This is a genomic window from Embleya sp. NPDC059213, from assembly GCF_042754445.1.
Lineage (GTDB): Bacteria > Actinomycetota > Actinomycetes > Streptomycetales > Streptomycetaceae > Embleya.
This window is the reverse complement of sequence record NZ_JBHZAV010000091.1, coordinates 1-13345: the sequence shown is the minus strand read 5'-3', so window position 1 is coordinate 13345 and position 13345 is coordinate 1. Positions and strand designations below refer to the sequence as shown.

Sequence of the window (13345 nt, the reverse complement as noted above, 5' to 3'; positions counted from 1 at the left end):
TCACCTTCCGCCGTCGGGCGCGCCGACACGCGGCGACCATGTCGAGGCCGCGGGGCAACCGACCTCCACCGCCGAGTCTCGATCACGGGTGGAGGATCGGCTACCGCTGACGGCCGCCCGGGGCGATGGCCGGGCGAGCCCCGACGACGTGGGGCGATCCGGGTCAGTAGGCGCGGGCGACCACGGCGATGTTGCCCGGCTGGTCGTCGCGGTCGGGAACGGAGCCGTCCGCGGCGATCAGGCACCGGACGGACACGCCCTGCTCGGCGAGCCGCGCCTCGCCCTCCGGGCCGAGGTCGGCCCACGGGATGCGGGCCCAGCCGGTGCCCGCCGCCTCCGCAGCCTCCTCGATCGTGCGCACCTCGACCTCGCGGCCGATGCGGCGCTCGCGGGCCTGGGCCAGCAGCAGGGCCTGGTCCTCCACCAGCGCCGCGGGCACGAGTTCGGCCAGTCCCGCGATCGCCACCGGCTCCTTGCCGCCGGCGATCCGACGGATCAGCACGGCGGTACCGGCGGCCAGGTCGCGAGGCCCGACGTCGATCCGGATCGGCACGCCCTTGAGCTCCCAGTCGATCGCGCGCCGCCCGAACGGCGTGTCCGTACGGTCGTCGACGTGGACCCGGACACCGGCCGCCGTCAGCCGGTCGCCGATCGCGCGCACCTCCGCCACGACCGCGTCGTCGCCCTTCACCGCGACGACCACCACCTGGATGGGCGCCAGGCGCGGCGGCACCCGCAGGCCGTCGTCGTCCCCGTGCATCATCACCAGCGCGCCGATCATCCGGGTGGTGGAGCCCCACGAGGTCTGCCAGACGTACTCCTGGCGGCCGTCCTCGGCGAGATAGCGCGTCTCGAAGGCCCTGGCGAAGTTCTGGCCCAGCTCGTGACTGGTGCCCAACTGGAGGGCCTTGCCGTCGCCCATCATGCCTTCGAGGGTGAGCGTGTTGATCGCGCCGGCGAAGCGTTCCCGGACCGTCTTGCGCCCCGGGATCACGTCCATCGCCAGGACGTTCTCCATGAAGTCGGCGTAGACGTCGCGGTGGATGCGCGCGGCGTAGGCCCGGGCGTCCTCGCGGGTGGCGTGTGCGGTGTGGCCTTCCTGCCACAGGAATTCCGTGGTGCGCAGGAACACCCGCGGACGCAACTCCCAACGCACCACGTTGGCCCACTGGTTGATCAGCAGGGGCAGGTCGCGGTAGCTCTGCACCCACTTGGCGAAGTATTCGTTGACGATCGTCTCGGAGGTGGGTCGGATGACGACCGGCTCGTCCAGTCCCTTGCCGCCGCCGTGCGTGACCACGGCGAGTTCGGGGGCGAAACCCTCGACGTGCTCGGCTTCCCTGGTCAGGTAGGACTGCGGGATCAGGAGCGGGAAGTACGCGTTCGCCGCGCCCGCCGCCTTGATCCGGGCGTCCATCTCCTGCTGCATGTGCTCCCACAGGCTGTACCCGTACGGTCGGATGACCATGGTGCCGCGCACCGGACCGTTGTCGGCCAGTTCGGCCTTGGCGACCACGTCTTGGTACCAGCGGGGGAAGTCGTCCGCCCGGGGGGTGAGCACAGGAGCCTTTGACATGCAGCGGATGCTAGGACGCGGGTCGGGCCGCGCGCCAATCGATATTGCCCGTCGCGGCCGGTCCGCGAGCGGGCTCGTCTTCGCGGCGTGCGGCCCGAAACCCGCAGGTCGCGGGCCGCACGTCGGTGTCGGTTCAGCGGGGGTTCCGCTCCGGGGTCGGGGCCAGCGGGCCGAGGCTTCCGGGGTAGAGGTACTCGTCCTGCGGGACGGTGGTGCCGTGTGCCCAGGCGTCGAAGAAGCCGGTGAGGTCCGGCCGGCCGGAGACCTTCTTCGCGAGTGCCTCGAACTGCGGCCAGGAGGCGTTGCCGTAGCGGTGCTCCTGTTGCCACTGCCGGAGCGTGCCGAAGAAGGCGTCGTCCCCGACGGTCCGCCGCAGCGCGTGCATCATCATCGACCCCTTGAAGTACAGGGCCGAGTGCAACTCCTTTCCCTGGCCCGGGTCGTAGAGCCGCACGCTCCAGAAGTCGGGGTCCTGCCGGCTCTGTTCGAGCATGGCCGGATAGAAGCCGGTGTCCAGGTCGGCACCGCCCTTCTCGTCCCACAGTTGGTTGGCGTACTGGGCGACGCACTCGGCCAGACAACCGTCCCGCCAGTCGGTGAACGAGACGTTGTTGCCGAACCACTGATGGGTGTACTCGTGCACCAGCCCGGAGTCGAACACCGCCCCGACGTAGGTCGGTCGGCTCTGCGTCTCGATCGCGGCGCCGCCGTCGGGCGCGGCGGGATCGCCGTTGACGGCGAGCAGGCCGGCCGAGGAGAACGGATACGGGCCGAACCTGCTCGCCAGGAAGTCGATGATCTCCGGCAACAGCGCCTCGGTGCCGGGATCGATCGCGATGCCGGGGCTGTACGCGTTGATCACCGGGGTGCCGTCGGCCAGTTGCGAGGTGCGCACGGTGAACCTGTCGATGGCGATGGTGCTCAGATACGTGGCGAGCGGCCGATCCTCGTACCAGCGGTAGGACTTCCAACCCTGGCCGGCGGAAGTCGTGGGTCCGGGGCGGCCGTTGCCGATCACCGTCCAGGTGTCGGGGACCGTCGCGGTGAGCCGGAACGTCGCCTTGTCGGACGGGTGGTCGTTGGCCGGGTACCACGCGGTGGCGGAGTGCGGCTCGCCGGTCACGTTCGCCGCGCCGTCGGGGAGCCGATGCCAGCTCTTGCCGACGGGTGTGCCGGAGTAGCGGACCCGGACGGCGAACCTCGCGCCCTTGGCGATCCGGCGGGCCGGGGTGATCACCAACTCGTGGGCGCCGCTGCGGGAGAAGCTCTTCGCGGGGACGCCGTCGACGGTGACCGAGCCGACCTCGAAGCCCTCCAGGTCCAGATCGAACCGGTCCAGCCGGCCGGTGGCCCTGGCGGTCACCGTGGTGTCCCCGCTCAGGTGGTCGGGGCGAGCCGGGTCGTAGACCACCCGGACGTCGTAGTCGGCGACGTCGTAGCCGGAGTTCCCGTCCTCGGGAAAGTACGGGTCTCCCACCCCGGATCCGCCGGCTCCGGTGCCGGCGGCCGAGGAGGGCGCCGCGGTCAGCAGCATGGTGCCTGCCAGCAGGCCCACCAGCGCGGGATGGTGGCGCCCTCTCGTGGTGCTGTTCGTGCTGCGCATGTGTCGTGTTCCTGCCCGTCCTGGTAGCGGTGGCCGCGGTCGGTGCTCAGCGGGTGGCGAGTTGCCAGGTCACGCCCAGAACGGCGTTCGCGCTGATGGTCTCGGTCCCGGGATCCACGTTGTCGATGCGATCGCAAGCCTCGTGGTAGCAGTCGCCGATGCCGCTGGTGAAGCCGGACACCGGGATCCCGGCCGCGTTGAAGGACACGTGGTCCGAGCCGCCGATGCCGATGTCGAAGGTGGGCAGGGCCCTGGCCGCGAAGAAGGCTTCGAACGCCTCGGTGGCCCGGGGTTCGTCATGGATGACGAGCCACTGCCGGACGTCCTTGCCGCCGGTCATGTCGAAGTTGAGGTAGACGTCGATCTTCCTGCGTTCGGCGGCCGACAGTTCGCTCACGTAGTGCTTGGAGCCGATCAGACCCGGCTCCTCCGCGCCCCACCAGGCGAAGCGCACATGGCGCCGAGGCACGACGCCCGAGCGCGACAGCGCGACGGCGGAGGCGAGGGTGGCGGCCGAGCCGGAGCCGTTGTCGTTCATGCCGGGGCCGGTCGGGACGCTGTCGAGATGGGCGCCGACGAGCACGACGTGGTCGGGGTCGCCGCCGGGCCAATCCGCGACGAGGTTGTAGCCGAGCACGCCGTCGTACCTGAACGGCTGCACGTCGGTGCGGAACCCCGCCCGGTCCAGCACCCCCTTCACATAGGCCAGCGACTGCCGGAAGCCCTTGGTGCCGTGGGCCCGGTTGCCCCCGTTGCGGTCCGCGATCGCCTGCAGGGCCCGCAGGTGCGACATGACCTGCTCCGTGCTCACGACGGGCACCTGTGGTGGCCTCGGCGCCGCCGGCTCGGCCTGCGCCGCGGCGGGCAGGGCGACCAGGGTCACACACAGGCCGACCGCTGCGGCCGTGCGCCGAATCCGACCGGATATCTCCATGCGGGACTCTCTCCTTGAGGGAAGAGGTGGGATGGTCCGGCGAGCAGCCGGAACCCCACAATCCCGTGAAGATGTCAAGGAGTTGTCAGGAACCCGTGGTCGCCCGGTAGGGGACGACCCCGCGGTATCGCACGAGCGTTCCGCCTGCACCGACGCCCTCGATCGAGAACCGTCGGGCGTGCCCGGGGGCACGTGTCCGCGCCCCGCGCCCGGTGGCCAACCTCTCCGCTGGGGGCGGCCGAAATCGGGTGCGGGGGATGGCCTACGCTGCGCTTTCATGTCGATCTTCAAGCGGTTTCGTCGGCCCGGGCGAGACGAACCCTCCGCCGGTCCGGCCTTTGTCGAGGACACCGCGATGCTGGACCTGGAGGTGGCCGCTGCCCGCGACTTCGTCGTGCGGACCGGGCGGTTCGAGCCCGCGACACAACTGCTCGAACAGATCGGGTCGAACTGGGATCGACGCTCGCTCTGCGTGCAGACCCTCGCCGGGAGCGTGCTGACGAATCCCGCGTGGTTCGTGGCCTGGAAGCAGGCACAACCGGACTCGGCCGACCGGCTCGTGGTCGAGGCGCAGGTCGCGGTGGACGCGGCCTGGGAGGCGCGCGGCAGCGGGTGGGCGCGGGACACCAGTGCCGAGGCGTTCGCCGAGTTCGAGCGCATCCTCGAACACGCGGAGCGGGCCTGCCTGATCGCGTGCGAGGCCGCCCCGCAGGACCCGACACCGTGGATCACCCGGCTGTGGGTGACCATCGGTCGAGGCGCCCCGCAGGAGGTGTTCGAGGCCCGCTGGACCGAACTGCTGGCCCGGGACCCGCACAGCCGGTTCGGTCACAACTCCGCCCTCCAATACCTGGCGGCCAAGTGGTACGGCTCGCACGAACGCATGTACGCCTTCGCCCGCGAGGCAGCGGCCGCGGCGCCGACCGGATCGCCGCTGGCACTGTTGGTGCTGCAGGCGCACGTCGAGTACCAACTGCGGGAGAACGACCGGGACTCCGACTTCGACATCGACGCGTTCTGGTTGCACCCCGAGCGGCAGGCCGACCTGGACGCGGCTCTCGCGGCCTACCCCGAGGACGGCGCCGGCCGCAATCCCACCTGGTTGCACGACCTCAGCATCCTGACCTACGCGTTGGCGATGTCGGACCGTTGGATCGACCTCGCGGTGCAATTCGCCGGCGCCAACAACAGCGTCTACCGATATCCCTGGAGCTACAGCCGGAGCTTCCTCGATACCGCGTTCCGCAACGCGCAGGAAGCCCTGGCGCCCTACCGCGACTGAGTCGGCGCCGGGACGCGTTCGAGGATGCCGCCGGCGAAGACGTCGTACAGCGGTAGCGACGTCAGGTGCACGTAGCCGATGTGGCAGTCGCAGATCGCCTTGGGGCACGGCGGTGTCGGGGCGAGCGCGGTACGGAACGAGCCGTCGTAGAGGTTGCCCAGCACCTCCGGTACGAAGTGGCATCGGCGTACCGTGCCTTCGCCGTCGACGGAGACCACCGTGTCGCCCGTGCGGCACGGCACGCCCCGGGACGGGTGCGGGTGCCGACTGAAGCCGAAGTGCGGGTCCAGCGCGGCCCATTGGGCCGCCGCCGAGTCGGTGTAGGTGTGCCCCTCGGCGGCATTGACCCACAGGTATACGTCGGCGGGCAGTTCGTCGCGCAGGCGCCGTGCGGCGGGCAGGTGTTCGGGCAGTCCGACGACACCGACGCTGAGCCGCACGCCGCGTGCGCGCAGGTCGCGGCACCGGTCCAGGAACCGCGGGTAGGGGACCTGGTCGGGGTGGTAGGTGGCCCACAGGGCCAGGCGGGTCGGGTCCGCGGCCTCGGTCCACCGCGGGTGCGCGCTCAGGTTGGTCTGGATGGCCACGCGCTCGACGTGCGGGAGTCGGCTCAACTCGGCGAGCGTACGGCGATACCAACTGCGCACCAGACCTTCGCCCCACGGGGTGAACAGCAGCGACACGCGCTCCGGCGTGTGCGCCACCCAATCCGCGAAGCGGGCCAACGCCGCACGGTCGGCCCGCAGTTGCTCGGGTGTGTCGCGGCGCTTGGCGAACGGACAGTAGCCGCAATCGTAGTCGCACGAGGCCAGCGGACCCCGATACAGGATCGTCAACGGGTCGGCGGACGCGCGGGGTTCGACCAGGTTCAGGGCCGTGCCGACGGGAGGCCGGGTCATCGCGGGTGGTATCCGTGCATCAGGGCGGCGGTCTCCGGCGAGAACAACGCGGGGCCGATCGCGTCGGACCAGGCCAGGCCCTCCTCGGTCAGGCGCACCCCGCTCGCGGAGACGGTCAACAGACCGGCCTCGGCCGCCGGCGTCAGCTCGGCCGCGAAGTCGGCGGCGGCGTCGGTCCCGAAGGCCGCCCGGTAGTCGGCCGCGGCCAGCCCGTCGGCCTGGAGCAGCGAGGTGAGCAGGAACCGCCTGCGGCGCTCGCCGGCATCGAGGCGACAGCCGACCCGGGCGCGGGTGAAGGCGTCCCGATCGAGCGTCACATAGTCGTCGATGATCGCCCGCACCTCGCCGATGCCGACCGCGTAGTCGAACGAGTAGTGCAGGTCCCCGGTGTACGAACGGGCGCCGCAGCCGAGGCCGATCATGCCGTCCCGCTGGCAACTGTAGTCGGATTCGGAGCCGGCGTCGGCGTCGCGCGGCGCGTCCGCGCGGCGGAACATGCGCATCGAGACCTGCTCGTAGCCGGCCTCGCGCAGATGGTCGCGGCCCGCGCGGTAGAGGGCGAGGCGGTCGATGTCCCAGTCCGCACGCGTGACGGCGCGGCGGCCGAGGCCGGTGAGCGGGCGCACGTACAACGGGTAGAGGTATACCTCCTCCGGCCGCCACGCGAGTGCCGCGTCGATCGAGGCCAGCCAACCCGCCCGGGTCTGGCCGTCGATGCCGTAGATGAGGTCGATGTTGAGGATCGGCACCGCGGTGTCGCGGATCGCCGCGAGCGCGGCCTCGACGTCGGCCCGACGTTGCGGGCGCCCCACCGCGCGGGCCTCGGCGTCGTCGAAGGACTGCACGCCGATGCTGACCCGGGTCGTCCCGCGCGCGGCCAGCACCTTCAGCCGCTCCGGGGTCGCCGTCGCCGGGGACGTCTCGACGGACAGCGGGATCGCGTCGAGGTCCGCCCCCATCACGTCCGCGGCGATGTCGAACAGCCGCTCCAGCTCGGGCGCGTCGAGATAGGTGGGGGTGCCGCCACCCACCGCCGCGACCGCGAAACGCGCGTCGGGTATCGCCTCGCGCACGGCGCGCGCCTGGCGTTCGAGCGCGTCCAGGTAGCGCCCGACCAGTTCCGCCGGCGCACCCGTGCGGGTGAACAGGTTGCAGAAACCGCAGCGCATCTCACAGAACGGTATGTGCAGGTAGAGGAACAGCGCGGACTGGTCCCGGCCCCGCCACACATCGGTGAGCGCGGGCTCCGGATCCAGTGGGCGGTACGCGGTCTTGTGCGGATACGAGTAGACGTATCCCGTGTACGGCGACCCGAGCAGCTCTGCCGCCGACGACGAACGCGCGGACGAGGGATCGGTGGTGCCGGGCGACCCCATGGGCGGATGACCTCCGACGACGTGACTGGGTGGTGCGCGAGGCACTCGGATGCCCCGACCCTATGCACGCCGACCGACAGGGCCGCCGGCCGGGTGCCCGGGGGCGAACGCGCGGCCCGCGCGCCGCCCTCGACGCCGCCGCCCGAGACGGAGGCGGTCCGGGCCCGGACGCGCGAGCCGCGTGCCCCCGAGGTCCGCGCGTGCCGCCGAGCGAGTCGCCCGCGCCGTCACCAGTCGCCCGGGTACAGCGTGAACTGCGCGTACGGCACGGTCCACACCACCTCGTGCCCGATGCGGTGCCCGATGTAGCCGTCCTCGCCGTACGCGGTGCCGTGGTCGGACGTCACGATCGCGAAGCACGGGCGACGGCTGCTCATCGCCCGGAAGAGCCGGCCCAGATGCCGGTCCACGTATTCCAGCGCCGCCGCGTGCGTCTCGCGCGAATCGCCGTCGGCGGCCGTCGCGCCGGGCCGGTGGAACCAGTTCGGCTGATGCAGCGCCGCCACGTTGACCAGGAGGAAGAGCCGCTGCTCCGGTTCCAGGGCGGCGACCACCCGCTCCGCGCAGGCGACCTGGGACTCGAACGACGTGGGCGAGGTGACGCCCAGTTCGGGGGCCCAGTGGCTTTCCGCGAACAGGCCGGGCAGTACCGAGCCGAGCGCGCCCTGCTTGTTGAAGAAGCCCACGCCGCCGATGCAGGCGGTGTGATAGCCCGCCCGCGCCAGCCCGGTGGGCAGGTCGGGCTCGTCGAACACCCACGTGCGCGGCGCGGTGGACTCGCTGCCGCCGAAGCGCGCCGCGAACAGCCGCGGATGCGGCCCGGGCGCCCGCGGAGTGGGCAGGAAACCGGCGAGGAACGCGGTGTGCGCGGCGTAGGTGAAGCTGCCCGGGGTGTGCCGGGCCTCCCAGCGCCCCTCGGGCAACACCCGCGCCAGGTGGGGCAGCCGACCGGCCGCCGCGAGTTCCGCGGCCACGTCGTAGCGCAACGTGTCGAGGGTGACCATGAGCAGGTCGTGCCGGCCGACGACCTCGTTCATGTCGGGGTCGCGCCCGTCGTCGCGGGAGTGTGCGGCAGTGGGTGTGGTCAGGTCGGACACGGCAGTTGTTCCCCGTCTGGTGTTTCCCGTCCGGCCGCAGCCGACGTCTCCGGTGGGCGCCATCCCGCCATCAGCGCCCGGACCTGTTCCCCCCACGTGTCCCGACCCCGGTGCAGTACGCCCGGCAGCAGATCGCCGAACGCGTTGACCTCGCCGACCGCGTGCCGGCGCCGGTCGACCGCGAACAGCAGATCGACGCCGACGTGCAGGGTACGGGGAAAACATCCGGCCGCGCGAACACACGTCGCCAGCGCCTCGTCCCACGCGACGGACCCCACCGCCCGGCGCACCGCGTCGACGTCGACCCGGGCGTTGCCGAGGTGCAGATTGGTCATCGGGGTACGGCTGCCGCGTGCGACGACGTGTGTCGCGCGGCCCGCGACCACCAGGACCCGCAGGTCGACGGCGAGCCCGTCCAGGGTGAGCTTCGGCAACCACGTCTCGACGTGCACGCCGTCCACACACAACGCGTCGACCAGGGCGGCGACGTCCGCCTCGGCGCGATACGCGCGCACCCGCAACGAGTTGAACAGCGCGAGGTCGGATCCGGTGCGGACCAGTTCGACGGAGGTGGTGGCCTGTACGCGTGCCCCCGAGGTCTCCAGGGCCAGCACACCGGACGCGGACGAGCCGTGGGCGGGCTTGACGAAGACGCGCGGGCGGCGGCTGCTCCGCATCAACTCGCGCAGTTCGGCGTAGGAACGCACCGCGACGCCGCGCCCGTCGGCGGCGAGCCCGGGGGGCACCGCGACGCCCGCGACGCGCAGCCGTTCGTGCGCGCGCGGCTTGTCGAACATGACCGCGATGTCGTCGGGGTCGTTGACGAGCCACGCGCCGGGGGTCGCGGCGACGGCACTTCGCACCCGCCGCAGCCCACGACGAAACGCGGCGTGGCGTGCCGCGCCGCCCTCCACCCGATGCGGGTCCGCCGGCCCGCCGAGCAGTGCGTGCACGGCGGCATCCTCGCCGGGGGAGTCGATCCGCACCGGTCCGGCGGCGTAGCCGGGTTCGGCGCCGCGCAATACGTCCTGCCAGGCGACCACCCGCGGCACGGGCAATCCGGCGGCGCGCGCCGCGGCGTCGAAGCCCACCAGGCGGCGGTGGCCGGGGTTGCCGACGACGGTGATCGGGCTCTCGGGTGCGCCCGCACTCACTCGGCGACCTCCACATAGCGGTAGCCGCGGATACCCCGGCCGGATTCGCGGCGGGAGATCTCCACCGCGACGCCGGACGCCCGCAGCGAGTCGCGCAGGCGTTCGGCGACCGGGTCGTCCAGGAAGTGGTGATCGATCGTCAGCTTGCGCAGATGGCCGAGCGGTTGGCCCTGCAGGAGCGCCTCGCCGCCCTCGTTGCCCAGGGTGCCCATCGACAGGTCCAGGGATTCCAGCCGGGCCGTCACGGCGGCGCTCGCGAGTGCGGCGGCGATCTCGTCCTGGATCTCGCTGTTCATCAGGCCCAGATGCCGCAGCCCGGGCACGCGGGTCCCGGAGAGCAACTCGGCCAGGTCGTCGACGGTGGTGTCGCCGTCGTAGTCGCGGACGCCGAGCCACAGTTCGAGCGATTCCAACGCCGGAAGGTCGCTCAGGCCGACGGCACGCACGATCCGGGCGGACAGGCCGCCGCTCTCGAACCGGAGGCGGCGCAGGTGTTCGTGTCGTACCGGGGGCGGCGCGGGGGCGGCGGCCGCGGTGGGGTCCTGGAGGGCGTTCTCGCTGCCGCGGATCACCAACTCCTCCAGCGACGGGAAGGCTTCGAGCACTTCGGTCCACGGGCCGATGCCGATCCAGGAGATCTCCGCTTCCTCCTGGACCGCGTCGCCGAGGAAGAGTCGGCGCAGCGCCGGGAAGCGGTCGGCGTCCCGGATCAGCCGTTCGATCAGCGGATTGGGTTGGGACAGGTCCACATCCCAGGCGCCGACGATCAGGGCGGTGACCCGGGTGGTGTCCACGTTGGCCACGAAGTGGTCGTAGAGGTCCGTGAGTTCGGGGTCGTCCTCCCAGTGGCGCCGACGCAGCCGCCAGGCGACGGCGTCGGCGGGGTGGTCGTCGGGGGCGCTCCCGTACGGCGGGGTGGGTGCGCCGCGCGTGCCCTGCTCGGGTTGTTTCCCGGGGACGGCCGAGACCTCCTCCGACTCCGGCGGTCGCAGGTCGGCGACCGGCAGGCCGCCGAAGTTCTCCAGGTAGTGGTAGATGGCCATGCTGGTCGGTCACCTGCGTAGGTCGGGTCCCGCAGGCACGGTCAGGGGTGCTGCCGAGGGCGGGCGCGGGCGGATCGGTGGGCGTACCGGTCCTGACTACCAGAGCGCGCCGACGACCCGCGCGCAGGGGCGTACCCGCGTCGCTGCGCCCGCGACCATGACGTCACCGCCCCGCACACCGCGGGGCGCGGGGCGGGGGCGGTGGTGGGCGGCGGCTCAGCCCTCGCGCAGTACCGCGCGCAGGCGGGCGACGAACGCGGCCGGGTCGCCGACGAAGCCGGTGTGGTCGCCGGGGAACATCGTGGGCTCGATGCCGAGTCCGACGGCCAGGGCCCGGGACGTGTGGTCGCAACTCTGTCCGGTCGAGTCCTCGCCGATGCCGACCACGATGCGGGTGTTCGTCGCGCGCAGGGCCGCGAGGTCGGGGCACCAGCGTGTGGTCGGGATCAGTTCGTGCGCGAACCAGAAGCTCTCGTCGGCGACCACCTGCGGATCCCGATCGGCGCCGAACATGGTCTCGAATACCGGTTCGGGCAACGTGATGTGGGCCTGGTCCAGGAATTTGCGCCAGGCGCCGCGCACGTCGCCGGCCAGGTGGTCGGCGACGACGTCGGCGGTCTCGGCGTGCAACCGCTCGCGATCCTCCAGCAGTTCGACCACCGGGGGTTCGTGTGCGACCAGGGTGTGCACCTGTTCGGGATGCGCCTGGAGCAGGGCCAGCGCACTGACGGCGCCGCCGCTGGAGCCGACGACCACCGCCGGTCCGGCATCGAGGCGGGTGAGCAACCGGGAGAGGTCGTCGGCACGCAACTCCGGCGTCGAGTCCCGATCGGGGTCGTGCACCGAGCTGCGCAGCACGCCCCGCGGATCGGTGGTGAGCACGGTGTGCTCGGCGGCGAGCAGATCGGCCATCGGCGCGAACGATCGGGCGTCCATCGGGGCGCCGACCAGCAGCACGAGCGGGCCCCGGCCGCGGACTTCGTAGTGCAGGTGCGCGCCGGGCACGTCGAGGGTGTGCACGGTGACGGGAACCGTCGAAGTGGGGGTCATCGGATCCTCCGGGTTCGGGGCGGCGACACCCGGGTCGCGTGCCGCGCACGCGGTTCGGGTGACGGAGCCGGCCGGCGGGGACCGCTTCCCCGCCTTTGCCCATACGACGAACGGGAGCTGCCCGGATCGACAACGGGCCCGCGACGACTTTCCGTGCCGGTGCCGGATCGGATGGGTGACTACGCGCCCGAGGCCGGGGCACCCGCGAGTTCCTCGGCGCGCTCGTGCTCGGTCGGCGTGGGCTCGTCGGTGGGCCGGCGCCGGCGGCGGTACACGACGAGCGTTACGACCAGAGCGAGCAGGAGCGCGGACGCGCCCACCGCGACCCAGGGCACGGCCCGGACCGCGGTCCGGGCATGCGCGACCGGGCCGGTCTCCGCCGGGCCGCCGGGTACCGGCATCGGGTGCACCGCGAGGTCGACGTCCAGCCGGAATGCCTGGGTCACGCCGTCGACGCGCACGGTGCGGGTCAACGACGCGCCGGGCAACAACTCGGGCAACGGGTCGAGCCGACGGTGCTCGGTGGTCAGGCCCCAGGGACCGCGAACGGTCAGCTCGGGGCGGGCGCCGAGGCGGATGTTGCCGGTGTTGCGCACCGTGTAGGTGACGGTCAGGCCGCCGCCGAAGGGGTCCGGCGCGGTGTGTACTCGGGTGCTCAGGCCGCCGGTGCCCAGGGCGGGGCGCAACGGGCCGTCGACGCGCAGATACACCCGGGTGCCCACCCGTCGGTCGAGCAGCACCTGATTGCCGGCCGCGTCCCGGCCGGGGGCGGCCACCGAGGCGACCACGCCGCCGCTGTGGTCGCCGGGGGACGCGTTGTCCGGAACGGACAGTTCGAACGGTACGTCGCTGCGCGAGCGCGCCGGCACGGTCACCCGGGTCTGCTTGAGGCGGATCCACGAGCCGACGTCGGCGGGCGGCCGGCCGGCGGCGAGCAGGTCGAAGCCGCCGGCGGCGGTGGTGAAGGCGTCCTGGGCGTACAGATCCACGGTCAGGGGCGTGTCGCCGGAGTTGGTGACCGCGACGTAGTCGAGCCGGCGGGCCCCCGGGGCGAGGGCGTAGCGGAAGAACGGGCGTTCGTCCGGGCCGTGTTCGGTGGAGGGCTGGACGGACCACGTGCCGGCCGCGGGCGCGGCGGCGGGCGGGGAATCGGCGGCGCCGGCGGGCGTGGCGCAGGAGAGCACGAGGCCGGCGCCGGCCGCGGCGAGCGCGGTGAGCACCCGGCGGATGCGCCGACGGGAGTGGGGCATGACGGATTCCGTTCGCGGGCGGACGGGTGGGGCGGGTGACGTCGGGCCGGGGCGGCGCGGGGTACGGGGACGACCCGGACC

Annotated in this window: 11 protein-coding genes; 1 reads left to right on the top strand and 10 read right to left on the bottom strand. The window is 72.5% G+C overall.

Annotated features, from left to right (window positions below; all coding sequences use genetic code 11):
- Window positions 1-163: 163 nt before the first annotated feature.
- The 3 genes from proS to ACFXMF_RS28705 form a co-directional block, all read right to left on the bottom strand.
- Window positions 164-1576, bottom strand: coding sequence for a proline--tRNA ligase (gene proS, locus ACFXMF_RS28715; RefSeq protein WP_379988803.1), 1413 nt, complete (start codon window positions 1574-1576; stop codon window positions 164-166).
- Window positions 1577-1709: 133 nt separating this feature from the next.
- Window positions 1710-3179 (bottom strand): M1 family metallopeptidase, encoded by a 1470-nt coding sequence (locus ACFXMF_RS28710; protein WP_379988802.1) that lies wholly within the window; start codon window positions 3177-3179, stop codon window positions 1710-1712.
- Between the two features lie 46 nt (window positions 3180-3225).
- Window positions 3226-4113, bottom strand: coding sequence for a M20/M25/M40 family metallo-hydrolase (locus ACFXMF_RS28705; protein WP_360311404.1), 888 nt, complete (start codon window positions 4111-4113; stop codon window positions 3226-3228).
- 277 nt (window positions 4114-4390) lie between these two features.
- Here ACFXMF_RS28705 and ACFXMF_RS28700 point away from each other — a divergent pair, with 277 nt between their 5' ends.
- Complete coding sequence (locus ACFXMF_RS28700; protein WP_379988801.1) at window positions 4391-5395, top strand: DUF4034 domain-containing protein; 1005 nt, start codon at window positions 4391-4393, stop codon at window positions 5393-5395.
- Here ACFXMF_RS28700 and ACFXMF_RS28695 read toward each other — a convergent pair.
- The 7 genes from ACFXMF_RS28695 to ACFXMF_RS28665 all read right to left on the bottom strand — a co-directional run bounded on the left by ACFXMF_RS28695 (window position 5383) and on the right by ACFXMF_RS28665 (window position 13264).
- Complete coding sequence (locus ACFXMF_RS28695; protein WP_379988800.1) at window positions 5383-6294, bottom strand: STM4011 family radical SAM protein; 912 nt, start codon at window positions 6292-6294, stop codon at window positions 5383-5385. The genes ACFXMF_RS28700 and ACFXMF_RS28695 overlap by 13 nt on opposite strands.
- The gene (locus tag ACFXMF_RS28690) at window positions 6291-7670 is read right to left on the bottom strand and encodes an STM4012 family radical SAM protein (RefSeq protein WP_379988798.1); all 1380 of its coding nucleotides are present in this window, start codon (window positions 7668-7670) and stop codon (window positions 6291-6293) included. Before ACFXMF_RS28690 ends, ACFXMF_RS28695 begins: the two co-directional genes overlap by 4 nt.
- 227 nt (window positions 7671-7897) lie before the next feature.
- A complete protein-coding gene (locus tag ACFXMF_RS28685) occupies window positions 7898-8707 on the bottom strand; it encodes an STM4013/SEN3800 family hydrolase (protein WP_360311600.1) in 810 nt (269 codons plus the stop codon).
- A gap of 47 nt (window positions 8708-8754) precedes the next feature.
- Window positions 8755-9921 (bottom strand): STM4014 family protein, encoded by a 1167-nt coding sequence (locus ACFXMF_RS28680; RefSeq protein WP_379988796.1) that lies wholly within the window; start codon window positions 9919-9921, stop codon window positions 8755-8757.
- Complete coding sequence (locus tag ACFXMF_RS28675; RefSeq protein ID WP_360311396.1) at window positions 9918-10964, bottom strand: STM4015 family protein; 1047 nt, start codon at window positions 10962-10964, stop codon at window positions 9918-9920. The genes ACFXMF_RS28680 and ACFXMF_RS28675 overlap by 4 nt, the downstream gene beginning before the upstream one ends.
- A gap of 216 nt (window positions 10965-11180) precedes the next feature.
- The gene (locus tag ACFXMF_RS28670; protein WP_360311394.1) at window positions 11181-12014 is read right to left on the bottom strand and encodes an alpha/beta hydrolase; all 834 of its coding nucleotides are present in this window, start codon (window positions 12012-12014) and stop codon (window positions 11181-11183) included.
- A gap of 179 nt (window positions 12015-12193) precedes the next feature.
- Window positions 12194-13264, bottom strand: coding sequence for a WxL protein peptidoglycan domain-containing protein (locus ACFXMF_RS28665; RefSeq protein WP_360311392.1), 1071 nt, complete (start codon window positions 13262-13264; stop codon window positions 12194-12196).
- Window positions 13265-13345 lie beyond the last annotated feature (81 nt).